Raw genomic sequence first — 22415 nt, 5'->3', positions numbered from 1 at the left:
TTTCGTCTTTCACGCCAGTCGCAGATGGTCCGGTCAGCGTATCCAGCGTTGCAAAATCTGCTGCAGATCGACTCTTTTGAACGGTTTGGCCAGGTAATCGTTCATGCCTGCCGCCAGGCACGCCTCGCGATCCCCCTGCAACGCGTTGGCGGTCAGGGCGATGATCGGTATGTCCGTGTAGTCGGGCAGGTGGCGAATCTGTCGCGTGGCCTCGTAGCCGTCGATGATGGGCAGCCGGCAATCCATGAGGATGGCTTCGAAAATCTGGCTCTCGGCGTGCTGGATGGCCTGGGCGCCGTCCTCGGCGACGCTGACGATGAAACCCAGGCTGCGCAGCATGGCTTCGATCACGGTCTGATTGACCGGGTTGTCTTCCACCAGCAACACATTGCGACCTGCGCCGTCGCCGCTGCCTGCGGGCAATCGCGGCGCCCGTGCCGGTGGTGTGTGGCGCGACAGGGCCAGGGGAATTTCGAGGGTGAACACCGAGCCCTGGCCTTCTTCGCTCTGGGCCCGCAATGTGCCGCCCATGCGTTCGGCCAGGGTGCGCGCGATCGGCAGGCCCAGCCCGGTGCCGCCGTAGCGCCGGGAAATCGAGCTGTCGGCCTGCTGGAAGGCATCGAACATGCGCTCCAGGCTCTCGGCCGGAATGCCGATGCCGCTGTCGCGCACTGTGCAGGTGAACCACAGCAGCTCGTGGTCCAGGGCCTGCCACTGGCATTGCACCGTGATCAACCCCTGTTCGGTGAATTTCAACGCGTTGCCGATCAGGTTCACCAGGATCTGCCGGATCCGCGTCGGGTCGCCCTGTACTTCCAGGGCCCGCATGTCGCTGGGGATCAGCAGGTCCAGGCCCAGCATGCGTTGGGCGGCGCTGTGCTGGAACGACTGGGCGCAACTGTTGACCAGTTCCGCCAGATTGAACGGGATGTGTTCCAGTTCAAGGGCCGAACGCTCAATGCGCGAGAAGTCGAGGATGTCGTTGATCACCTTCAGCAGGTGCTCGGTGGACTGCGAAGCCAGCGCGGTGTACTCGTGCTGCTCGTCGCTCATGTGCGTGGTTTCGAGCAGTTGCAGCATGCCCAGCACACCGTTCATGGGGGTGCGCAGTTCATGGCTCATCATCGCCAGAAACTCGGACTTGGCGCTGTTGGCCTTTTCCGCCTCCTCGCGAGTCTTGATCAGTTGCGCCATGGCCTGGTGCTGTTCCCGGCTGGCCTGTTCAAGCCCGTCGGCCAGGTTGTTGATGTGGCGTGACAAGGCCCCCAGTTCGGCGTCCTCGACGATCGGCAGCGGGGTGCTGTAGTCGCCTTGCTGGATCGCCTTGACCGCGTTGCCGATGTCGCGGATCGGCCGGGACAGGTTGGACGCCAGCCGACGAGCCACCAGGAAGGTGAACAACAACGCGAAGAGGGCCAGGATGGCGGCCTTGAGCAGGATCTCCTGCTGGCGCTGACTGAAGGCGTCGCTGGACATGCCGACGACCACCCGGCCCAGGTAATCCTCGCCGGGCGCGCCGATGGGCGCGCTGGCGCCTTGCAGGAAATCATTGTTCAGGGCGATGCGTTGCAGGCGAACCGGTGCCTGGAACACCTCTATCTGCTGCGATTGGCTGCGGCTCTGCTCCAGTTGTTCGACGTACACCAGCACCTTGTCCGTGCTGTCCTGGACCTCGAGAAAACGCACGTGTGGGGTCGCGAGGGTGGCGGTGAGCAGGCTTTCGAGCACGTCCTTGTTGCCCGAGATCACCCCGTATTCCGTGGCGGGCGCCAGCTGGTTGGCGATTAACTGCCCGGTGTGATTGAGTTCCTGGCGCAGGTCCTGGATTCGCACGAAGGTAAAGAAGCTGATCAGCAACACGGTCAGCAGCAGCGCCGGACCCAAGGCGATGAGCTGGGTGCGGGTATTGATATCCCAACGGCGACGCAAGGTCATGGGCGGTGTTCTCCTTCGGCCAGCTGCGCAGCGACGGACTCGGCATCAATCGGTTCGATCCCCAGGGAACGGGCGACTTGCCGGTTGCTCAGGACTTTGAAACGGCTTGGGTACAACGTGCGTGGCCAGGTGGCGGCGGGGCGATCGAGCAGGTCGTCGAGAATCGCCAGCCAGTCGTCCTGGTCGCTGTAGGTGCTGGCCAGGCTGCCGGCCTTGACGAACGCGGCGCTTGGCCCGATCAGCGCACGCTGTCGGGCATAGCTGCTGAGCAAGAGGTTTTTCACGGTCTTGGGGTTGTACAAGTCGGGATCGTCGAGGCCCAGCAAGACGTCGCTCTGGCCCAGCAGGGTCTGCAGGGGGCGACTGTCGCTGGTGTCGTCCCAGCGCTCGCTCACCACTTCCAGGCCCAGCGGCGCGGCGGCCCGGCGAACGTCCTGGAGCAAGAATTCGCTATGCCGGTCGAACAACACGCCGACCCTGCGCACCTGCGGCAGGATCTTGCCAATCAGCCGCAATTGCCTCGCGATGGGCGGATCGCTCCACAGCAGGCTCAGGTGCTCGGGGATTGTTTCGCCGAGGCGCTCCCGGGCTTGCTTGCGGCTGATGCGCAGGACCAGGGTGGCCGGCCCGCGGCTGTCCTGCAGGCGCCAGTCGAGGCTGGGCAGGTCGAGCAGGATCAGGCGGACATTGCCGGGCAGTTTGTCCGGTGCCGGCAGGCTGGCCAACGGGCTGAACCGCACCTCGTCGTCGGGGCGCAGCGCCTTCAAGGCCTGGGTGAAGGACTGCACGCCGGGGCTGTCCTGGGCGCCGGTCAACAGGACCTCGGCGGCCCGGGCCTGGAACGTGGCGAGCCAACCGGCAAGCAGCAGGCAAAGCAGCAGCGGCAGGCGGCCGGAAAATGGCGACTTGTGCAATAGGCCCCGAAGCATCTAGAAGGACAACTCCGCGCTGAAGTACAGGACATGACGCGAGTCGTATTGGTTGTCCACGAACGTGGTGGGTTGATTGTCGAGGCGTTGTTGCAGCACGCCCGCCAGTTCCAGGCTGGCCTTGGCCAGGGGAATGCGTCGGGCGAGGCGGGTGTCGACCCGTTCGAAGCGGTAGCCGTTGAGGGCATCGGCGCCGTAATAGAACACCGCGCTGTTCCAGCCGGCGCCCCAATCGCGCAGCCAGCCGGCCGAGCCGCTGTTGCGCGCGGTCAGGTGTTCGTCGAGGGGATTGCTCGCCTCGGCGTCGACATAGGCATACGTCAGGCGCAGGCGATCGGCGCTGGTCAGGCGCCAGTCGAGCTGGGTTTCGCTCCCCGAGAAGCGGGATCGGTTGGCGTTGCTGGCGATGTACTGATTGTTGCGCAACGGCTCGCTGATCATGCCGGTGATTTCGTCATGGAACAGCTTCACATCGACGCTCAGGCCCCAGTCCACGAAATAGCCGTTGTAGCCCAGCTCCCGGGAGCGCATGTGCTCCTGTTCCAGGTTCCCCGGGCCCCGGGTCTGGACGAAATAACGGGCACTTTGCTGGCCGAACGCCGCAGGTTGCAGGTTGGTGACCTGATAGCTCCAGTTGACGTTGTTCTCGAACATGTCCGGCGAGCGCACCGCTTCTGAGTAAACCGCCCGCAGGCCATGGCGCGGGGTGATCAGGTAATTGACCGCGACGCGGGGCGTCAATGAGCTGCCGGTCAGGCGGGTGTCCTCGAACATCGCGCCGCCCTGCAACAGCCAGTGTTCGCTGGCCCGCCATTCGAGCTGGCCGAACAGGCGCGAGGTGGTGTCGTCCAGGGTGCCGTTGAAATACGTCTCGGAGTCAGCCCGGTCGTAGCGATAGTTGGCTCCGGTAACCAGTCGCAGGCTGTCGGACAGGCTCAAGGTGTCCTGGATTTCCAGGTCGTAGCGCGACTCCCGGGCGCTCTGGTCGATATCACCGCACAAGGTTTGCGAGGCGCCGTTGCGCCATTGGTCGAGCACCTGGTCAGCCAGCGCCTGTTCCTGCGGCGTACCGGCCGGCGCGCCGTTGCTGCTGAAACCGGCGATATTGCGCACCAGCCGCTCGGTGTAATACGGGTTGAGCTGCCAGAGGCTGGTCAGTTGCGGGCTGAACGAGATCTCGGCGTCGCAGGCACGCCAGGTCTGCTGGCGGTCCCAATGCTGGATCGAGCCTTGTACATAGAGGCTGTGATTGGGGTTCAGGTCCAGGTTCCAGCGCAGCGAGCCGGCGTAGTCCTTGGCAATGACGTCGGAATTATCCCCGGCGGCTGTAATACCGGGGAACACAGGATGGTAGGTATATGGCCGCTGGTTGGTCCCGTCCTTGGCGTTCAACTGCCAGTCGATGCTCTGTTGTTCGTCCAGGGTCTGGCTGACGGACAGGTTGAAGCGGTCCAGGCGCCGACTGTCACGGTAGTCGGCGCCGTTGCGGTCGCTGTCGAAGCCGTCGTCTTCCTGGCCGGACAGCGACAGCCTTAGGTCGCCGCCGTCCCAGCCGCTGCCCTGGCTGGCGTACCAGTCGCTGATGCCGCGTTGGCCCCGGGTGATTTTCACCCGGGTGCCGTGGCTGTCGGCCGGGGCCCGCGTGATGATATTGACCACCGCCATCAGCGCGTTGGCGCCATAACTGACGGTGTTGGGGCCGCGGAAGACTTCGATCCGCTCGATGTCTTCCATGGCCACCGGAATGTCGCTCCAGTCCACCGTGGCCAGGCCGGCGCGGTACACCGAGCGGCCGTCGATCAGCACCTGCATGCGTCGCGCTTCGCTGGCGTTGGTGCCGTGGTAGTTCACCGACGCCTGGTTGCCGCTGATGTTGCCCACCATCATGCCCGGCACCAGGCGCAACAGCTCGCTGATGTCGCGGGCGCCGCTGGCCTTGATCAATTCGCCGTCCAGCACGGTCATGCTGCCGGGAACGGCTGCGGGCGATTGTTTCAGGCGTGTTGCGGTCAGCACTTGTGGCAAGGGCTGGCTGTCCACGAACAAGTCGTCGGCCAGCGCTGTCGGGCTGATGATCAGCGCCAACAGCAGCGACGAACCTGAGCGGGAAGGGCCAACGGACACGGCACAGCCTTTGAAAAGTGAAGAATGGCGGGCATGGTAACCGAGCTGAACGACTTTTCCATGTACGTTGACAGCATTTTCCTAGGAATTGGTGGTCAGCTTCCTACAGTTGGCGGTAATTTTTGCCGGGGCTGGTCGCGATCTGGCCGCTCCGTATAATGCCCGGCATTGCCACTTGGTATGGATGAGCGGATTGCATATGACTGAACAGCGCCCGATTGCGGTCCTGGGGGGAGGGAGTTTCGGCACCGCCGTGGCGAACCTGCTGGCCGAGAACGGCCACTCGGTACGCCAATGGATGCGTGACCCGGAACAGGCCGAGGCCATCCGCGTCAACCGTGAGAACCCGCGTTATCTCAAAGGCATCAAGATCCGCCCGGAAGTGGAGCCGGTGACGGACTTGCAGGCCACCCTGGAGGGCAGCGACCTGTTCTTCGTCGCGTTGCCGTCCAGCGCCTTGCGCTCGGTGCTGGCGCCCTTTGCCGAGCGCTTGAGCGGCAAGCTGCTGGTGAGCCTGACCAAGGGCATCGAAGCCCAGACGTTCAAGCTGATGAGCGAGATCCTCGAAGACATCGCGCCCAAGGCTCGCATCGGCGTGATTTCCGGACCGAACCTGGCTCGGGAAATCGCCGAGCATGCGCTGACCGCCACGGTGGTCGCCAGTGAGGACGAGGAGCTGTGCCAACGGGTCCAGGCCGCGTTGCATGGCCGCACCTTCCGGGTCTACGCCAGCGCCGACCGTTTTGGCGTGGAGCTCGGCGGGGCGTTGAAGAACGTCTACGCGATCATCGCGGGCATGGCCGTGGCGTTGGGCATGGGCGAGAACACCAAGAGCATGTTGATCACCCGGGCGCTGGCGGAAATGACCCGTTTTGCCGTCAGCCAGGGCGCCAATCCGATGACCTTCCTTGGCCTGGCGGGCGTGGGCGACCTGATCGTCACCTGCTCGTCCCCCAAGAGCCGCAACTACCAGGTCGGTTTCGCCCTGGGCCAGGGCCTGAGCCTGGACGAGGCGGTGTCGCGCCTGGGCGAAGTGGCCGAAGGGGTCAACACCCTGAAGGTGCTCAAGGCCAAGTCCCAGGAGGCAGGCGTGTACATGCCGCTGGTCGCCGGGCTGCACGCGATCCTGTTCGAAGGGCGCACGCTGGAGCAGGTGATAGAGCTGTTGATGCGCGGCGAACCGAAGACCGACGTCGATTTCATTTCCACCAGCGGCTTCAACTGAAAGCCGCTGATTGCAAGCAAGCAGGAGCAAGTCATGAACGATCCGAAAGGACAACCCCAATACGAATCCATCCTGCTGCGGGTGCTGTGGATGGTGATCTATTTGCTGGTCTGGCAAGTGGCGCAGTTCATCCTCGGCGCCGTGGTGCTGGTGCAACTGATCTACCGGCTGATCTACAGCGCGCCGAGTGCCAGCCTGATGAATTTCGGCGACAGCCTGAGCCAGTTCCTGGCGCAGATCGGCCGTTTCGGCACGTTCCACAGCGACCAGAAACCCTGGCCGTTCGCTGACTGGCCGACCCCGCGCGCGCCTGAAGGCGAAGCCCCTCACGTCGTGGCGCCGGCGCCGCATCCGGTCCGGGACGAGGAGCCGAAGCTATGAAGCTGTGGGTATTGCGTCATGGTGAGGCCGAGCCTTACGGCGCGCGCCCCGATCCTGAGCGCAACCTGACCGTCAAGGGCCGTGCCGAGGTGCTGCACAGTGCCGGTCGGTTGATGGGCCAGCCGTTGTGTGCCATTTACGCAAGTCCCTATGCCCGTGCCCAGCAAACCGCGCAACTGGTGCGCGAAGCCCTGGGGTTCGAGCCGGAGTTGATCACCGTCGACTGGCTCAAGCCCGAAACCCGGCCGCAACAGGTCCTGGAACACCTCGTGGACCACGACGATGTGCTGCTGGTCAGCCACAACCCGTTGGTGGGCAGCTTGCTGGGCTTTTTGCAACACGGCCACCTGCAGCAACCCGAACAGGTGCAAACGGCGGACCTGGCCGAGCTGGAAGGCGACCTGCCGCTGGCCGGGGCGATGACGCTCAAGCCGGCGTAAATCGGGGACCGGCCAGGTTCGGCCTTGCTCCCACAGGGCGGTGCAGGGTTGAATGCAAAAAAAATCACAAAGGAAGGGCAACGATGAGTCTGTGGCGCAGCACTCCCAACATCGAGCAACTGAACGCTGCCGGTAAGAACACCATCAGCGAGGTGCTGGACATTCGTTTCGAGTCGTTCGACGACGAATCCCTGACCGCCAGCATGGTGGTCGATCATCGTACCCACCAGCCGTTTGGCCTGTTGCACGGCGGTGCCTCGGTGGTGCTGGCCGAAACGGTCGGCTCCATGGCCGCCTACTTGTGCGTGGACGCCAGCAAGTTCTATTGCGTGGGCCTGGAGATCAACGCCAACCACCTGCGTGGCGTGCGCAGCGGCCGGGTAACGGCCACGGCCCGGATGGTTCACCTGGGCCGCACGACCCAGGTCTGGGACATCCGCCTGGTCAATGACGAGGGCAAGCTCAACTGTGTCTCGCGCCTGACCATGGCAGTGGTACCGCTGGGCGAGCAGCCGCCGGCGCGTTGATATCCTGGCTAATGCCATTCCCTGTGGTGAGGGAGCTTGCTGTGGTAGGGAAACTAGCTGTGGTGAGAGAGCTTGCTGTGGTAGGGAAACTAGCTGTGGTGAGAGAGCTTGCTGTGGCGAGGGAGCTTGCTCCCGCTGGCCTGCGCAGCAGGCCTAAAACCAGGCGACGCGGTGTTTCAGGCCCATCGAGTCGATGGGCCTGGGGGGCGCCTCGCGCCCAGCGGGAGCAAGCTCCCTCGCCACAGGGGCGGCGGGTCATACCTCCATAGCCCCAACCCGACTGTCATCATTCCTGTCAGTTACGGTCATTGCCGTGCCGTTGGGTTCTGCGGACAATCGGTCCCAGTTCCCTAATGGATCGGCTGTCATGTCGCAACAGATATTCTTCGCCCACGCCAACGGTTTTCCCTCGGCCACCTACGGCAAGCTGTTCGCCGCGCTGGCGCCGCAGTACCAGGTTGCGCACCTGGAATTGCATGGCCATGACCCGCGTTTCCCGGTGGACGATAACTGGTACAACCTGGTGGACGAACTCATCCATCACCTGGAACAGCTACCGGAGCCGGTGTGGGGCGTGGGGCATTCGTTTGGCGGCGTCTTGCACCTGCACGCCGCGTTGCGTTGCCCGCATCTTTATCGTGGCGTGGTCATGCTCGACTCGCCCGTGCTGAGCCGCACCGACCGCTGGGTGATCCTGGCCGCGAAGCGCTTGGGGTTCATCGACCGCTTGACCCCGGCCGGGCGGACCCTGGGGCGGCGGGAAGAGTTCGCTGACCTGGCATCGGCCCGACAGTATTTTGCCGGCAAGACGCTGTTCCGTGGTTTTGACCCGGAGTGCTTCGACGCCTACCTGCAACACGGCCTCCAACCGGTGGGCGACCGCCTGCGGCTGCGCTTCGATCCGGCCACTGAAATCAGCATCTACCGAGGCGTGCCGCACACCAGCCCTGGGCAGGCCAGTCAGCTCAAGGTGCCGCTGGCGGTGGTGCGGGGCCGGCAGAGTCGCGTGGTAATGCGTCATCACGCACGTTCGGTGGGGCGCATGCCCCATGGCGAGTCGTTGAGCGTGCCCGGCGGCCACATGTTTCCCCTTGAGCGCCCTCAGGACACGGCTCAGTTGCTCAAGGACCTGTTGCAACGCTGGGAGGGACGCCGCCCATGAGCCGGGTCGAAGAGGTTCGCCTGAGCTTGCCCCACATCGAACTGGCTGCCCACCTGTTCGGGCCGGAAGACGGTCGCCCGGTGATTGCCCTGCATGGCTGGCTGGACAACGCCAACAGCTTCGCCCGGTTGGCGCCCCGGCTGGAGGGGCTGCGGGTGATTGCCCTGGACATGGCCGGCCATGGTCATTCCGGGCATCGACCGGTCGGTGCCGGCTACGCCCTCTGGGACTACGCCCACGACGTCCTGCAAGTGGCCGAACAACTGGGCTTGAAGCGTTTCGCCCTGCTGGGGCATTCCATGGGCGCCATTGTGTCGACGGTGCTCGCCGGCTCCCTGCCGGAGCGAATCACGCACCTGGGGCTGATCGACGGGGTCATTCCGCCTACCGCCAAAGGTGAAAATACGGCGGAACGCATGGGCATGGCCCTGCAGGCGCAGCTGGACCTGCAGCAAAAGCGCAAGCCCGTCTACAAAACCCTCGACCGGGCCATCGAAGCCCGCATGAAAGGGCTGGTGGCGGTCAGCCGCGAGGCGGCCGAACTGTTGGCCCAGAGGGGGTTGATGCCCGTGCCGGGCGGCTACACCTGGCGGACCGACAACCGCCTGACCTTGCCCTCGCCGCTGCGCCTGACCGAGGAGCAGGCCATGGCCTTCGTGATGCGGGTCGGTTGTCCTGCGCACCTGATAGTGGCTGCCGACGGCATGCTGGCCCAGCACCCACAACTGCTGGAGCGTCTACCCTTCAGTCATGAGCAACTGCCCGGCGGCCATCATTTGCACCTGAACGACGAAGCGGGGGCGGCGCTTGTAGCAGACTGTTTCAATCGGTTCTTCACCGTTTCTTGACTTGCACCGGGCAACTGTCGAGGCTGGGCGGGTTGAAAGGGAGACAACCATGACAGATCTCTGTTTACCCGCCGCGTGGCGCCCGGACGATACCCGTGGCGTCCAGCCAGCCCGGGCCAAGCCAATCCAATGAACTTATCCACCCGCGTATTCACCTTGTTGGTGCTGGCGTGCCTAGGGCCTGTTGCGTTCGCCGACGATGTGCCCGGCAGTCACGACCTGGATCGTGTGCCGCGCATGCCCGACGCGCAGATCGTCGACTACCGCCAGGCCAGCGACCTGGAGCGCGTCTACCCGTTGGGCTCGATCCGCAAGATCAGCGGCCAGCTGCGCTTCGACGGCCAGGTCGACACCCGTGGCAACGTCACGTCGGTGACCTATGAGCTGCCGCCGGAACATACCGCTACCCAGGCGTTTACCGCCGCGCGCGAAGCGCTGCAGAAGCAGGGAGCCGAACTGCTGTTCTGGTGCCAGGCCCGTGACTGCGGCGAAAGCAGCCTGTGGGCCAATGATGTTTTTGGCAATGCCAAGCTCTATGGGGCCGACAACGGCCAGGCCTACCTGTTGCTACGCCTGGCACCGCCGGCGGACAACACGCTGATTGCGCTGTATGGCATTACGCGGGGTAACCGCAAGGCTTACCTGCACGTCGAGCAGCTCGAGGCGAGTGCGCCGCTGGGGGAGCTGCTACCGACATCGGCCACGCTGTTGCGCCAGCTCAAGGACACTGGCGTGCTGGACATGCCCCGTCTTGCCGGTGAGCCGGACGACACCTGGTTGCGCCTGTTGTCCAGGGCCCTGAACCTGGACACGGGCCTGCGGGTCAGTATCACCGGCCCCAAGGCCGAAGACTGGCGCCAGGCGTTGATTGACCAGGGGGTTCGTGCGGCGCGTATGGAGGCTGCCAACGGCGAGGCCGCGGGCCTGCACCTGGAGTTGCTGCGCTAATCTGTTGCGGGCGATGGATGCCCTGTCGTCGCCCGGACCTGACTTTTTTCGAGACCTTACATGCTCAATAACGATCGGCTGTTGGTGCAGATCCTGCTCTTGGTGTTGTTCGGCGCCAGCCTCTGGGTGATGGCGCCGTTCTGGTCCGCGTTGTTCTGGGGCGCCGTGCTGGCGTTTGCCAGTTGGCCGCTGATGCGCCTGCTGACCCGCTGGGTCAATGGCCGCGAATCCCTGGCGGCCGGTTTGCTGACGGTGGGCTGGATGCTGTTGGTGGCGGTGCCGCTGGTGTGGCTGGGCCTGAACCTGGCCGATCATGTGCGCGACGCCACCGCGTTCATCAGGGATGTCCAGGTCGACGGGCTGCCCGATGCCCCAGCCTGGCTGGGTGGCGTGCCGCTGGTGGGCGGACGGCTGGTGGCGATCTGGAACAGCATCGACCAGCAGGGGGCGGCGATGATGGTGTCCGTCAAACCCTACCTGGGGCAGGTCGGCAACTGGTTGCTGGCGCGCAGCAAGCAGATTGGCGGCGGCATGCTCGAGTTGACCCTGAGCATTGTGTTCGTGTTCTTTTTCTACCGCGACGGCCCGCGCCTGGCGGTGTTCGTCCACGGGTTGCTGGAGCGCCTGATTGGCGACCGTGCCGGTTATTACATCGAGCTGGTGGCCGGTACGGTGCAGCGCGTGGTCAACGGCGTGATCGGCACTGCGGCGGCCCAGGCCGTGCTGGCGTTGATCGGCTTCCTGATCGCCGGGGTGCCGGGGGCACTGGTGTTGGGGATCGTCACTTTCCTGCTCAGCCTGATCCCCATGGGGCCACCGCTGGTCTGGATCCCTGCCACCGCCTGGTTGGCATGGCAGGGCGAGTACGGGATGGCGGTGTTTCTTGGTATCTGGGGCACGTTCATCATCAGCGGCGTGGACAACGTGCTCAAACCCTACCTGATCAGCCGAGGCGGAAACCTGCCCTTGGTCATCGTGTTGCTCGGGGTCTTCGGCGGGTTGATCGCCTTTGGTTTCATCGGCCTGTTCATCGGCCCGACCCTGCTGGCGGTGGCGTACAGCCTGTTGACGGATTGGAGCAAGAGCCAGGCGCGCTAGTTTGAATGCCTGATCATTTGTCGCGAGAGCCTGCTGTGGCGAGGGGATAAATCCCCTCGCCACAAGTGAGTTTCAATACAGGCTTAGCGGTGAATCAGGTGGCCACGTTCAGGTGTTTGCCCACGCTGGCGACGTTATCCAGCGAGTATTGCCGGCTGAGGTTGGCGATCATTCTGTTCAGTGCTTCGCTGGCATTGGCCTGCCCGGTGGCGCTGTCGCCGTTGCGGTTGGCCTGCAATGCGTTATTGAACTCGTCGCTGCTGACACCGCCGCTGCTGTCGCTGTCGAGTGCTTCCATCAGCATCGCGCTGGTGTCGGAGCTAGTGGACGTACTGGCGCTAGCCTGCAAGGCGCTGGTCAGTTCGCTGGCCGTGACGCTGCCGTCGCCATCGGCGTCGAGCTGGCCGAACAGTTCCTCGCCCCTGGCCTGTTGCGGCGGTGGAGGGGGCGGAGGCGCCATTGCGGCCATTTCCTCGCTGCTCAAGTCACCGCTGCTGTCACTGTCCAGGTCGGTGAAGTTTTCGCTCAGGCTGACCAGCACACCGTCGTCGCTTTTCTGCGAGAGGGCCGTGCTCAATTCGTCCTGGTTGACCGAGCCGTCGCCGTCGGTGTCGAGCTTGTCGAGCAATGCCTTTTGAAACTGTTGGCTGCGGGCATTGCTGGTCGCGGTACTGCTGTTGAGGTTGGTATAGGGTGAATAACTGCTGACGCTACCAATCATGGAGGCTCTCCTTGGGATGGAATAGCCGGTGGGTGCACCGGCTGATGCAGCGTCGGTGGGGCAGTTGTCGTGAGTGTGTGGGGTTTGTACCGGCGGGTGTACAAACTGAGCCCTGGTGCAGTTTCGAGTGTGGAAGCGGCGGGGTTCAGATGCGAGGCAGGCTGATGACCGCCGTCAACCCACCCCCTGGCGTCTCTTCCAGGGTCAATTGTCCGCCCAGGCGTTCAGCGGCCTCGCGGGCGATGGTCATGCCGAGGCCGACACCGCCGGAGTTGCGGTTGCGCGAGCCTTCGAGGCGGTAGAACGGTTCGAACACCGCTTCGCGTTTGTCTGCCGCGATGCCGGGGCCGTGGTCGATGACCCGGATCAGGACCTCTTGGTCCTGGTCCTGCAGGACAATCGAGGCATGCCCGGCGTAGCGCAGGGCATTGTCCATGAGGTTGTTGAGGCACGAGCGCAGCGCCATCGGCTGCACCTGCAGCGGCGCGCAGCAACCGCTGGCCTGTACGTCGGCGCCGTGGTCCTGGGCGTTTTCACACAGCGACTCCACCAATGCTTGCACGTCCATCCATTGCAGCGCCTCGCTGGTGCGCTGTTCGTGCAGGTAGGAGAGGGTGGCGTCGAGCATGCCGATCATGTCGTCCAGGTCCTGGCGCATCTGGCCTTGCAGTTTGGCGTCATCGATCTGTTCCAGGCGTAGCTTGAGCCGTGAGAGTGGCGTACGCAGGTCGTGGGACACGGCGCCGAGCATGCGCGAACGTTGCTGCACCTGCTCGCGGATGCGCTGTTGCATCAGGTTGAACGTATGCGCGGCTTGCCGCGCTTCCCGGGGACCGCTCTCATCCAGCGGCGCACTGTCGAGGTTCTCGCTCAAGCGTTCGGCGGCATCGCTCAGGCGCTGGATCGGTCGGGTCAGCAGTTTGGCGCCGTACCAGGCGGCGACGATCAGGCACACGAACTGAAACGTCAACGGCACCACCGGGCCACCAAACCAGGGGCGTGGGCGCCGTTCGGGGGGCGGACCAAAGGGTGGGGGACCTTGGTCGTGCGCGGAAAATTGTGGAGGGGGGCCGGGCGGTGGCGGCTGGTCGTAATGGATAAACCAGGCAAAGGCCAGCAGGTGCGCCAGGACGATCGCCAGCAGCAGCACGCCAAACAGACGACCGAACAGGGAGTCGAGGCGCAACCGCATCAACCGATGTCCCGGGCGTCGAACAAGTAGCCCTCGCCGCGTACGGTCTTGATCAGTTGCGGCGCTTTCGGGTCGTCGCCCAGCTTCTGGCGCAGGCGCGAGACCAACAGGTCGATGCTGCGGTCGAACGCCTCGATGGAGCGTCCGCGGGCGGCGTCCAGCAGTTGTTCGCGGCTGAGGACCCGGCGCGGTCGCTCGATGAACACCCACAGCAACCGGAATTCGGCATTGGACAGGGGGACCACCAGCCCATCGGCAGAAATCAGTTGGCGCAGTACGCTGTTGAGCCGCCAGGTGTCGAAGCGGATGTTGGCCCGCTGCTCGGAACGGTCGTCGCGTACCCGGCGCAAGATCGTCTGGATCCGTGCCACCAGTTCCCTGGGTTCGAAAGGCTTGGCCATGTAGTCGTCGGCGCCCAGTTCGAGGCCGATGATGCGGTCGGTGGGTTCGCACCGGGCGGTGAGCATGAGGATCGGAATGTCCGATTCGGCGCGCAGCCAGCGGCACAGCCGCAAGCCGTCTTCGCCCGGCAGCATCAGGTCCAGCACGATCACGTCGAAATGCTCGGCCTGCAGCGCCTGGCGCATGGCCGTGCCATCGGTCACGCCGCTGGCGCGGATGTTGAAACGGGCCAGGTAATCGATCAACAACTCACGGATCGGCACATCGTCATCGACTATCAGCGCGCGGATGCTCCAGCGTTTGTCATCGTCGACCGTTTTTTGATCGTCAGCGTTTGCAACAGGGGTGGTGTGCATGGATGCATCATCTGCCAGATAGGCTGCCAACCGCAAAGATGGCGGCGAGGTGGTGGCTTCAGCATAGGCTTCGGGTGCCGGGGCGTGAAGCGCTGAAAGCAACGGGGTGCAGCGGCGGACGGTAGCGTGCCGCCGTGTTGCGCACATGTCATGAATGTATCGACTTTGACACAAAGACCGATATCGCCCTGGCGGGCGGCGGATGCCATGAGATTTACCGATCATCGGGTCCCGAATCGGCGCTGGTTCCGCTACAATGCGCGCCGATTTCGACTTGCCTGAGAGCCCGCTCATGTCCGCCTGCCAGACGCCCATCATCGTCGCCCTGGATTTCCCTACCCGTGACGCCGCCCTGAAGCTGGCCGACCAGTTGGACCCCAAGCTTTGCCGGGTCAAGGTCGGCAAGGAGCTGTTCACCAGCTGCGCTTCGGAGATCGTTGGCACCTTGCGTGACAAGGGTTTCGAAGTGTTCCTGGACTTGAAGTTCCACGACATTCCGAACACCACCGCCATGGCCGTCAAGGCGGCTGCCGAAATGGGCGTGTGGATGGTCAACGTGCATTGCTCCGGCGGCCTGCGCATGATGGCGGCCTGCCGTGAAGTGCTGGATCAACGCAGCGGCCCGAAACCGCTGCTGATCGGCGTGACCGTGCTGACCAGCATGGAGCGTGAAGACCTGGCGGGCATAGGCCTGGACATCGAACCCCAGGTACAGGTGTTACGCCTGGCGGCGCTGGCGCAAAAGGCTGGCCTGGACGGCCTGGTCTGCTCGGCCCTGGAAGCCAGCGCCCTGAAAGCGGCCCATCCGTCGCTGCAACTGGTGACTCCGGGGATTCGTCCGGCAGGCAGCGCCCAGGACGACCAGCGTCGCATCCTGACCCCGCGCCAGGCGCTGGATGCCGGTTCCGATTACTTGGTGATCGGCCGCCCGATCAGCCAGGCAGCGGATCCAGCCAAGGCGTTGGCGGCGGTGGTGGCTGAACTGGCCTGATCCAACCCCGGCGTTCCTTCTCCCTGTGGGAGCGAGCCTGCTCGCGATAGGGCCGTATCAGTCGACATTGATCTTGACTGACACGGCCCTATCGCGAGCAGGCTCGCTCCCACAGTTGTTTTGTATCAGGCCTTGAGCTGCAGTCCTGCAGTCGTTTTGTCTCAGACCTTCAAGACCAGCTTCCCGAAATTCTCCCCGCTGAACAACCTGCCCAGCGTCTCGGGGAACGTCTCCAGCCCTTCGACAATGTCTTCCTTGCTCTTGAGCAGCCCCTGGGCCATCCAGCCGGCCATTTCCTGCCCGGCGGCGGCGAATTGCGCGGCGTAGTCCATGACCACGAAGCCTTCCATGCGCGCCCGGTTGACCAGCAGCGACAGGTAGTTGGCGGGGCCTTTGACCGCTTCCTTGTTGTTGTACTGGCTGATGGCGCCGCAGATCACCACACGAGCCTTGAGATTCAAGCGGCTGAGCACTGCGTCCAGGATGTCACCGCCGACGTTGTCAAAATACACATCCACGCCTTTGGGGCATTCACGCTTGAGGCCGGCATGGATGTCCTCGCTCTTGTAGTCGATGGCGCCGTCAAAGCCCAACTCCTCGATCAGGAATTTGCACTTGTCCGCTCCGCCGGCGATGCCGACCACACGGCAGCCTTTGATCTTGGCGATCTGCCCGGCGATGCTGCCCACCGCCCCAGCGGCCCCCGACAGCACGACGGTTTCGCCGGCCTTGGGGGCACCGACATCCAACAGGGCGAAATAGGCGGTCATGCCGGTCATGCCCAATGCGGACAAGTAGCGCGGCAGCGGCGCCAGTTTCGGGTCGACCTTGTAGAAGCCCCTGGGCTCGCCGAGGAAATAATCCTGCACGCCCAGCGCCCCGTTGACGTAGTCCCCCACCGCGAAGCCTGGGTTGTTTGACGCAATCACCTGGCCGACACCCAGGGCGCGCATCACTTCACCGATGCCCACCGGCGCGATGTAGGACTTGCCCTCGTTCATCCAGCCGCGCATGGCCGGGTCCAGGGACAGGTATTGGTTCTTCACCAGGATCTGGCCGGCTGCCGGTTCGCCGACCGGCACTTGTTGATAAGTGAACGTCTCGCGGGTTGCGGCCCCTACCGGGCGCTTGGCGAGCAGAAACTGGCGATTGGTCTGGGCAGTCATGGCGGGCACTCAAAATGAATGAAGCCTTGTTGATAGACCTTCAAAGCCCAGGCTGCAAGGTTTGCTGATGCAGCGAATGCTCGTCGATCCAGTCCAGTGATAGTTCCTGGTGATAGTTCCTGGTGATAGTTCTCCCCAGGGACATATCACTGGAACCCATGAGTACCCAAACGGCAATTGGATAGTGCTGCCGCGCCAGCGGGCGCTGTGCCTAGACTGGCGTCCTCTCCCGCATTCTTCGAGGAACTGACAATGAGCATGACGTTTTCCGGACAAGTCGCCGTGGTCACGGGCGCCGCTGCGGGCATTGGCCGTGCGACCGCCCAGGCCTTCGCCGCCGAGGGCCTGAAAGTGGTGGTGGCTGACCTGGACGTGGCGGGCGGCGAGGGCACGGTGCAGGCCATTCGGGCGACGGGCGGCGAGGCGGTGTTCGTGCGCTGCAACGTGACGCAGGAAGACGATGTGCGAAATTTGATGAGCGAGGTGATAAAGGCCTACGGTCGCCTCGATTACGCTTTCAACAACGCCGGGATCGAGATCGAGAAAGGCAAGCTGGCCGACGGAACCCTCGACGAGTTCGACGCGATCATGGGCGTCAACGTGAAGGGCGTCTGGCTGTGCATGAAATACCAACTGCCGCTGTTGCTGGCCCAGGGTGGCGGCGCCATCGTCAATACCGCGTCGGTGGCCGGCCTGGGGGCGGCGCCGAAAATGAGCATCTACGCGGCGTCCAAGCACGCGGTGATTGGCCTGACCAAGTCGGCGGCCATCGAGTATGCCAAGAAGAAAATCCGCGTGAACGCGGTCTGCCCGGCGGTGATCGACACCGACATGTTCCGTCGTGCCCATGAGGCCGACCCGAAAAAAGCCGAGTTCGCCCATGCCATGCATCCGGTGGGGCGCATCGGCAAGGTCGAAGAAATTGCCAGCGCCGTGCTGTACCTGTGCAGCGACGGGGCGGCGTTCACCACCGGCCACTCCCTGGCGGTGGACGGCGGCGTGACGGCGTTCTGACGAACGTGCGGTTCTGCCTGTAGGACGAAGCCTGCACTTGTTGTGGGCTTTTTCTTGAGCGGGGGCAAAGCGCTCCGACTCGGACGTTCAATGTGTTTCAAGGGGTGAGAATCGGCTGTTTTGGCGCCATTGTCGTACCTCGGCCAGCAGCGGCCTGTGCTTAACTGTTTCCGGAGATAAAACAAACGCTTAGGAGCTCGGTGACTCATGGAATTGAGAATCGACCGACAGGCCCTGGTGCCTGTCGTGCAGCAAATCGTCGACGCATTGACCGGCTGGATTCGACAGGATGCGGTGCAACCGGGTACGCGCTTGCCCTCCATCCGGCAACTGGCGCGGGAAAATCTGCTCAGCCAGTCCAGCGTCAGCGAAGCGTGTGAGCGCCTGGTTGCCCAAGGGCTGCTGGCGTCCCGTCACGGCTCGCGTTTTTTCGTCGCCCCGGCCCCTGCGCCGGGCCAAGTCTCGATTGACCGGAACGGGCAGCTGGACATCCCGCTCATCCTGGACGGACTGCTCGACAGCGGCGAGTGGGCGCTGAAACTCGGCTGCGGCGGGCTGCCCGAGCGTTGGCGCGAGAGCGATGACCTGGGCTACGCGATTCGCCAGGTCACCCGGACCGATATGGCCGGGCTGTTCAACTACAGCACGCCGTTGGGCCTGCCCGCCCTGCGAGAGCAACTGTCCAGGCGCCTGAAGCATTTCAATATCGAAGCCGAGCCGGACAGGATCCTCACCACGACAGGCGCCACCCACGGGCTGGACCTGATCGTGCGTACATTGCTCCCGCCCGGCTGTTGTGTGGTGGTGGAGAGTCCAGGCCACTCGAACCTGTTCGACCTGCTCCGGCTGCATGGCATCGACATGCTCGAACTGCCGCGGACGTCGCGCGGCCCGGATGTCGATGCGTTGCAGCGGCTGTTGGAGACTCACCGCCCCAGCGCCCTGTTCGTCAACAGCGCCTGCCACAACCCGACCGGCAGCAGCCTGGTCCCGGCGGTGGCCCAACGGCTCCTCCAACTGACGAAAAAGCACGCCTTGCTGGTGATCGAGGACGATGTCTACGCCGACTTCCAGAGTTCGACACGGACCCGGCTGGCGGCCCTGGATGCCAACGTGGTTTACGTCGGCAGCTTTTCCAAGACCCTGAGCAGCTCGTTGCGGGTGGGGTTCGTGGTGGCGGGGCGCTCCGTCGTCACACGCTTGAGCCGGGTCAAGGAAGTCACCAGCGTGGGCGGGTCGCGGTTCTGTGAGTCGGTCCTTGCCACGCTCCTGGCCAATGGCGCCTATCGCAAGCTGGTCCAGCGCCAGCGGCAGCGCCTGGGCACCGACCGGACGGCGGTGTTGCAGGTGCTGGAAGATGCCGATTGGCAGGTGTTTGGCAAACCTGCCGGTGGGCTGTTCATCTGGGCACGTTCGCCGTTGTGCGACTATGCTGGGCTACAGCGTCTGGCCAAGCGGTTCGGGGTGCTGCTGTCCTCGCGTACCGCATTCAGCCCTTCGGGCGCCGAGAGTGACTGGCTACGGATCAATGTGGCCTATGCCCGCGATCCCAGGGCATTGGCCTTTTTCCGTGCCACGGCTCTGGATCGACTTCCAGTGTCCTGAAAACGACGCGGCTGTAGCTTTTTGCCATTATTCCGACGCCAGCATCTTGTGTTGCAGGGCGTCTCGTTGCGAATCTGCGATCAATACACACTGGCAGAGGACTGAGCGCAATGATTTCGGCCGTGCAAGGACGTTTTGCCAACTTAGGTATGGCGAAGAAACTGGGTATCGGGTTTGTCCTGGTGTTACTGCTCACTGCTGTCGTGGCAGCCATCGGCGTTTGGTCCCTGCAGACCATCAGCCATCGCTTCGATGGCCTGAAGCAGATGTCGTCCCTCAACAGCGGGCTGCTCAAGGTGCGGTTGCTGGAGCAGGAATACGCCTTGCGCTCCGATGCCAAGACGGCCGATGCCCTGCGCCAGGGCATCGACGCGCTGGTGGCCGAGGCAAACGAACTCAAGGCCCGGTCGAGCGCCAATGTGCCGGTGATGGACGATGTGGCGCAGGCCCTGGCGGCCTACCGCAAGGCCTTCGACGAATTTGTCGGGCTGACCCAGAGCAAGGACCTGGCGCTGGAAATGGCCAGTTGGTCGGTGTCCAGTGTGGCCAACAACCTCGATGTGTTGCAGGCGGGGCTGTCGGATGATGGCGCCTATACCTTGAAGGACTCCGAAGGCAAGGAAGGCGCCGAGTTCATCGAGCAGGCCAACCAGGTCAGCGAAGTGTCGCGCTTGATGCTGCAGGCCATGAACGAAGCGCGGGTCCGCCTCGACCAGAGCCGCAAGGGCAGTGACGAAGGGGCCGGGCAAGGCAACATCGAGCAGGCCGAGCAGGCCATGAAGCAAGCCGAAGCCCTCAAGGGGGCGGTCAAGGACCCGGGTTACCAGACCGTACTCAACGAAGTGGCCGGGCACATCACCGGGTTCAACCAGCAACTGGCCGAATACACCGGCCTGCTGGCCAAGGAAAAGGTCGTCTACCAGCAATTGCATGAACGCGCCGCGCAAGTCGTGGAGCGGGTCGACCAGGCTTACAGCGCCGAAGACCACGCCATGCAGGTGGAACTGAAGAAGAACTCGATGCTGATCATCGGCTCGTCGGCCCTGGCGCTGCTGGTGGGGTTGATTGCCGCCTGGGTCATTACCCGGTTGATCGTCGCGCCGCTGCGCAGCGTCATACGGGTTGCCCAGCAGATTGCCTCGGGCGACTTGAGCGCAACGGTGGAAGTCACGCGCCGGGATGAGATTGGCCAGTTGATGTTGGCCATGCAACAGATGGGGGCAGGCCTGAGTGGGATCGTCAGTGGTTTGCAGGCCGGCATCGAGCAATTGGCCAATTCGGCTCAATCGCTGTCGGCCGTGACTGAGCAGACCAACCTGGAGGTCAGCAGTCAGAAGGAGGAGACCGAACAGGTCGCCACCGCCATGAACCAGATGACCGCCACTGTGCATGACGTGGCACGCAACGCGGAGGAAGCGGCCCAGGCGGCCCAGACTGCCGACGACAAGGTCGAAAGCGGCCAGCAGGTGGTGCGCCAGAGCATGGTGCGCATCGAGCAACTGGCCGATTCGGCCACGTCGGCCAGCGATAGCATCGAAAGCCTCAGCGCCGAGATCCAGAACATCGGCACGGTGTTGAGTGTGATCAAGAGCGTCGCCGAGCAGACCAACCTGCTGGCCCTCAACGCCGCCATTGAAGCGGCCCGGGCCGGTGAGCAAGGCAGGGGGTTCGCGGTGGTGGCCGATGAGGTACGCGCCTTGGCCCGACGCACTCAACAATCCACCGAGGAAATCGAGCGGCTGGTCAGCGCCTTACGCTCCGCTGCCCAGACCTCGGTGCAGCAGATCCAGAGCAGCGGGGAGCTGGTAAAAATGGCCGTCAGCGATGCGCTGCAAACCGAAAGCGCCCTGGGGAGCATCGCGGCAGCCGTGTCGTTGATCCAGCAGATGAACCAGCAGATCGCCGCCGCCGCCGAACAGCAGAGCTCAGTGGCCGAAGAGATCAACCGTAGCGTCACCAGCATCCGCGCCAGTGCCGATCAATCGTCCGTGGCGATGCAGGGCAACGCAGCGTCCAGTATCGAACTGGCGCAGCTGGGTGTTGAACTGAAGGGAATGGTAGGGCATTTCAGGTTGTGACACATCGGTCACTCAAGGCACACCGGGAGATGAGGGTGCCTTTGTGGCGAGGGAGCAAGCTCCCTCGCCACAATAAGACCTGACTGGTCTTAGTCGTAAACCTTCTTCTTCTTCCACTCGTCGTTCGCTTCGTCTTCCTTCAAGCCTTCGGTCAACTGGTTGACCTCGCCTTCGATTGGCTGGGTCTTGGCCAGGACCATGGCGTTGACTCGGGCCAGGAGTTTCTCCAGGTAGGCCAACTGTTCGGCATAGACTTGCGGTTCCGGTTGCTTGCGCAGGTACTGCACGCCGCGTTCGAATGCCAGGCGGGCTTGCCCGGGTTGTTCCTGCTGCAAGGCTTGTTGGCCCAGGTTGTTGAAGAATTCGATGTGCAACAGCACCAGGATGTGCCGCACTTCACGGATCCAGCGCTTGGCTTCGTTGGACGGCAGGAAACCGTCCTGGGCGGCGCGGGTGATCTGGCCATGCAAGGCTTCAAGCAGGAAACGCACGTCCTTGGCCTTGGCTTCGGTCAGGATAGGTGCCGGCGGATTGTTCACCGGGATCGATTCACCCTGGGCAACCAATGCGCTCAGTTCGTCCAGACGGGCCTTGACCGGCGCGTTGGTCTTGTCCATGTTCAGTAAACGCTGGCAGACGTTCATCTCCAGGCGCGTCATCAACAACTTCAGGGCCGGTGTCATCAACTGACCCGGAAAGGTTTCGGTAAGCTCGCCACAGCGACGCAAGCGGTCGTTGAGTTCAACCTTGGTGCGGACCTTTTCCAGCTTGTTGTTTTCCACCACATGGTTCATGTAGCCAATGGCGATCAACAGGGCGATCCCGGCTACGACGAGCAGGGTGATCATGAGTGGTGTCACCGGTAAGACCTCTTTAATAGGGTACGCAATGTCATGAGTGTAGTGGCTTGGCTTTTAAGCGCATAGGCCCGTACGGCGCGATTAGACGGGCGTCCTGCTGTTTTATGGGGAGCGCATCGGGGTGGGTGCACATTGCCACTATCTGCCGGGTGCGACTATAACGCCTTGGCAGGCGACAGAATATAGGCGTCAGAGACCGGACGGGCAAAATCTGCGAATCGGCCTGAAACCGGGGGAAGTCATTGATTTAAATAAATTTATATCTGGGGGTTGACGACCCTTCAATCCATCCATAAAATGCGCGCCACTTGCAGCGTAAAGCACTAAGCGAAACGCGGCAGGGAGTGAATGTTGTACGTGTGTCCCCTTCGTCTAGTGGCCTAGGACACCGCCCTTTCACGGCGGTAACAGGG

General features: G+C 63.4%; 20 protein-coding genes and 1 pseudogene. 13 read left to right on the top strand and 8 right to left on the bottom strand.

Going from position 1 to position 22415, the window contains the following annotated elements:
• Window positions 1-33: 33 nt before the first annotated feature.
• From ACODSJ_RS16155 to ACODSJ_RS16145, 3 genes are read right to left on the bottom strand one after another with little or no spacing between them, the layout of a single operon-like run.
• Window positions 34-1935, bottom strand: coding sequence for an ATP-binding protein (locus ACODSJ_RS16155; protein ID WP_489102678.1), 1902 nt, complete (start codon window positions 1933-1935; stop codon window positions 34-36).
• A complete protein-coding gene (locus ACODSJ_RS16150; RefSeq protein WP_489102677.1) occupies window positions 1932-2864 on the bottom strand; it encodes an ABC transporter substrate-binding protein in 933 nt (310 codons plus the stop codon). The genes ACODSJ_RS16155 and ACODSJ_RS16150 overlap by 4 nt, the downstream gene beginning before the upstream one ends.
• Window positions 2865-4988 carry a TonB-dependent receptor plug domain-containing protein gene (locus tag ACODSJ_RS16145; RefSeq protein WP_489102676.1) on the bottom strand — a complete coding sequence of 708 codons (2124 nt, stop codon included), beginning with the start codon at window positions 4986-4988 and terminating at the stop codon, window positions 2865-2867.
• Window positions 4989-5187: 199 nt separating this feature from the next.
• Between ACODSJ_RS16145 and ACODSJ_RS16140 the strand changes: the two genes are divergently transcribed.
• The 8 genes from ACODSJ_RS16140 (at window position 5188) to ACODSJ_RS16105 (ending at window position 11617) form a co-directional block, all read left to right on the top strand.
• Window positions 5188-6213 carry an NAD(P)H-dependent glycerol-3-phosphate dehydrogenase gene (locus tag ACODSJ_RS16140; protein ID WP_489102675.1) on the top strand — a complete coding sequence of 342 codons (1026 nt, stop codon included), beginning with the start codon at window positions 5188-5190 and terminating at the stop codon, window positions 6211-6213.
• Window positions 6214-6246: 33 nt separating this feature from the next.
• A complete protein-coding gene (locus ACODSJ_RS16135) occupies window positions 6247-6594 on the top strand; it encodes a DUF4389 domain-containing protein (RefSeq protein ID WP_489102674.1) in 348 nt (115 codons plus the stop codon).
• Window positions 6591-7034, top strand: a complete 444-nt coding sequence (sixA, locus tag ACODSJ_RS16130) for a phosphohistidine phosphatase SixA (protein WP_489102673.1) — start codon at window positions 6591-6593, stop codon at window positions 7032-7034. The genes ACODSJ_RS16135 and sixA overlap by 4 nt, the downstream gene beginning before the upstream one ends.
• A gap of 83 nt (window positions 7035-7117) precedes the next feature.
• Window positions 7118-7561: a hotdog fold thioesterase gene (locus tag ACODSJ_RS16125; RefSeq protein ID WP_489102672.1), complete on the top strand. Its 444-nt coding sequence runs from the start codon at window positions 7118-7120 to the stop codon at window positions 7559-7561.
• Window positions 7562-7928: 367 nt separating this feature from the next.
• Window positions 7929-8723 carry an alpha/beta fold hydrolase gene (locus ACODSJ_RS16120; RefSeq protein WP_489102671.1) on the top strand — a complete coding sequence of 265 codons (795 nt, stop codon included), beginning with the start codon at window positions 7929-7931 and terminating at the stop codon, window positions 8721-8723.
• Complete coding sequence (locus ACODSJ_RS16115) at window positions 8720-9571, top strand: alpha/beta hydrolase (protein ID WP_489102670.1); 852 nt, start codon at window positions 8720-8722, stop codon at window positions 9569-9571. The genes ACODSJ_RS16120 and ACODSJ_RS16115 overlap by 4 nt, the downstream gene beginning before the upstream one ends.
• Before the next feature lie 129 nt (window positions 9572-9700).
• Window positions 9701-10519 (top strand): DUF4892 domain-containing protein, encoded by an 819-nt coding sequence (locus tag ACODSJ_RS16110; RefSeq protein WP_489102669.1) that lies wholly within the window; start codon window positions 9701-9703, stop codon window positions 10517-10519.
• 60 nt (window positions 10520-10579) lie between these two features.
• Complete coding sequence (locus tag ACODSJ_RS16105) at window positions 10580-11617, top strand: AI-2E family transporter (RefSeq protein ID WP_489102668.1); 1038 nt, start codon at window positions 10580-10582, stop codon at window positions 11615-11617.
• A gap of 94 nt (window positions 11618-11711) precedes the next feature.
• Here ACODSJ_RS16105 and xopAW read toward each other — a convergent pair whose 3' ends face one another.
• From xopAW to ACODSJ_RS16090, 3 genes are all read right to left on the bottom strand, one after another.
• A complete protein-coding gene (gene xopAW, locus ACODSJ_RS16100) occupies window positions 11712-12338 on the bottom strand; it encodes a XopAW family type III secretion system calcium-binding effector (protein WP_489102667.1) in 627 nt (208 codons plus the stop codon).
• A 145-nt stretch (window positions 12339-12483) separates the two neighbouring features.
• Window positions 12484-13530 (bottom strand): sensor histidine kinase, encoded by a 1047-nt coding sequence (locus ACODSJ_RS16095; protein ID WP_489102666.1) that lies wholly within the window; start codon window positions 13528-13530, stop codon window positions 12484-12486.
• The gene (locus ACODSJ_RS16090) at window positions 13530-14288 is read right to left on the bottom strand and encodes a response regulator (protein ID WP_489102665.1); all 759 of its coding nucleotides are present in this window, start codon (window positions 14286-14288) and stop codon (window positions 13530-13532) included. Before ACODSJ_RS16090 ends, ACODSJ_RS16095 begins: the two co-directional genes overlap by 1 nt.
• Before the next feature lie 292 nt (window positions 14289-14580).
• On the opposite strand from ACODSJ_RS16090, the gene pyrF reads away from it, so the two are divergent.
• Window positions 14581-15279 (top strand): orotidine-5'-phosphate decarboxylase, encoded by a 699-nt coding sequence (pyrF, locus tag ACODSJ_RS16085; RefSeq protein WP_489102664.1) that lies wholly within the window; start codon window positions 14581-14583, stop codon window positions 15277-15279.
• 161 nt (window positions 15280-15440) lie between these two features.
• Here pyrF and ACODSJ_RS16080 read toward each other — a convergent pair whose 3' ends face one another.
• Window positions 15441-16445 carry an NADP-dependent oxidoreductase gene (locus ACODSJ_RS16080; protein WP_489102663.1) on the bottom strand — a complete coding sequence of 335 codons (1005 nt, stop codon included), beginning with the start codon at window positions 16443-16445 and terminating at the stop codon, window positions 15441-15443.
• Between the two features lie 252 nt (window positions 16446-16697).
• Between ACODSJ_RS16080 and ACODSJ_RS16075 the strand changes: the two genes are divergently transcribed.
• The 4 genes and pseudogenes from ACODSJ_RS16075 (at window position 16698) to ACODSJ_RS16060 (ending at window position 21142) form a co-directional block, all read left to right on the top strand.
• Window positions 16698-17459: an SDR family oxidoreductase gene (locus ACODSJ_RS16075; protein WP_489102662.1), complete on the top strand. Its 762-nt coding sequence runs from the start codon at window positions 16698-16700 to the stop codon at window positions 17457-17459.
• 207 nt (window positions 17460-17666) lie between these two features.
• Complete coding sequence (locus ACODSJ_RS16070; RefSeq protein WP_489102661.1) at window positions 17667-19064, top strand: aminotransferase-like domain-containing protein; 1398 nt, start codon at window positions 17667-17669, stop codon at window positions 19062-19064.
• A gap of 110 nt (window positions 19065-19174) precedes the next feature.
• Window positions 19175-20281: pseudogene (locus tag ACODSJ_RS16065) on the top strand (HAMP domain-containing protein); the annotation flags it as partial.
• Window positions 20261-21142: a methyl-accepting chemotaxis protein gene (locus tag ACODSJ_RS16060; RefSeq protein ID WP_489102736.1), complete on the top strand. Its 882-nt coding sequence runs from the start codon at window positions 20261-20263 to the stop codon at window positions 21140-21142. The pseudogene ACODSJ_RS16065 and the gene ACODSJ_RS16060, both read left to right, overlap by 21 nt.
• Before the next feature lie 89 nt (window positions 21143-21231).
• On the opposite strand, the gene ACODSJ_RS16055 is transcribed toward ACODSJ_RS16060, so the two are convergent.
• Window positions 21232-21990, bottom strand: a complete 759-nt coding sequence (locus ACODSJ_RS16055) for a hypothetical protein (RefSeq protein WP_489102660.1) — start codon at window positions 21988-21990, stop codon at window positions 21232-21234.
• Window positions 21991-22415 lie beyond the last annotated feature (425 nt).

Source organism: Pseudomonas sp. FG6 (assembly GCF_057809015.1).
The sequence above is the reverse complement of the archived record's forward strand: the minus strand, read 5'-3'. Positions and strand labels throughout refer to the sequence as shown.

Coding starts and splice junctions, on each gene's coding strand:
- ACODSJ_RS16155 (WP_489102678.1), bottom strand. CDS start 1,935: ATGACCTTGCGTCGCCGTTGGGATATCAATACCCGCACCCAGCTCATC.
- ACODSJ_RS16150 (WP_489102677.1), bottom strand. CDS start 2,864: ATGCTTCGGGGCCTATTGCACAAGTCGCCATTTTCCGGCCGCCTGCCG.
- ACODSJ_RS16140 (WP_489102675.1), top strand. CDS start 5,188: ATGACTGAACAGCGCCCGATTGCGGTCCTGGGGGGAGGGAGTTTCGGC.
- ACODSJ_RS16135 (WP_489102674.1), top strand. CDS start 6,247: ATGAACGATCCGAAAGGACAACCCCAATACGAATCCATCCTGCTGCGG.
- sixA (WP_489102673.1), top strand. CDS start 6,591: ATGAAGCTGTGGGTATTGCGTCATGGTGAGGCCGAGCCTTACGGCGCG.
- ACODSJ_RS16125 (WP_489102672.1), top strand. CDS start 7,118: ATGAGTCTGTGGCGCAGCACTCCCAACATCGAGCAACTGAACGCTGCC.
- ACODSJ_RS16120 (WP_489102671.1), top strand. CDS start 7,929: ATGTCGCAACAGATATTCTTCGCCCACGCCAACGGTTTTCCCTCGGCC.
- ACODSJ_RS16115 (WP_489102670.1), top strand. CDS start 8,720: ATGAGCCGGGTCGAAGAGGTTCGCCTGAGCTTGCCCCACATCGAACTG.
- ACODSJ_RS16110 (WP_489102669.1), top strand. CDS start 9,701: ATGAACTTATCCACCCGCGTATTCACCTTGTTGGTGCTGGCGTGCCTA.
- ACODSJ_RS16105 (WP_489102668.1), top strand. CDS start 10,580: ATGCTCAATAACGATCGGCTGTTGGTGCAGATCCTGCTCTTGGTGTTG.
- xopAW (WP_489102667.1), bottom strand. CDS start 12,338: ATGATTGGTAGCGTCAGCAGTTATTCACCCTATACCAACCTCAACAGC.
- ACODSJ_RS16095 (WP_489102666.1), bottom strand. CDS start 13,530: ATGCGGTTGCGCCTCGACTCCCTGTTCGGTCGTCTGTTTGGCGTGCTG.
- ACODSJ_RS16090 (WP_489102665.1), bottom strand. CDS start 14,288: ATGCACACCACCCCTGTTGCAAACGCTGACGATCAAAAAACGGTCGAC.
- pyrF (WP_489102664.1), top strand. CDS start 14,581: ATGTCCGCCTGCCAGACGCCCATCATCGTCGCCCTGGATTTCCCTACC.
- ACODSJ_RS16080 (WP_489102663.1), bottom strand. CDS start 16,445: ATGACTGCCCAGACCAATCGCCAGTTTCTGCTCGCCAAGCGCCCGGTA.
- ACODSJ_RS16075 (WP_489102662.1), top strand. CDS start 16,698: ATGAGCATGACGTTTTCCGGACAAGTCGCCGTGGTCACGGGCGCCGCT.
- ACODSJ_RS16070 (WP_489102661.1), top strand. CDS start 17,667: ATGGAATTGAGAATCGACCGACAGGCCCTGGTGCCTGTCGTGCAGCAA.
- ACODSJ_RS16060 (WP_489102736.1), top strand. CDS start 20,261: ATGTTGGCCATGCAACAGATGGGGGCAGGCCTGAGTGGGATCGTCAGT.
- ACODSJ_RS16055 (WP_489102660.1), bottom strand. CDS start 21,990: ATGATCACCCTGCTCGTCGTAGCCGGGATCGCCCTGTTGATCGCCATT.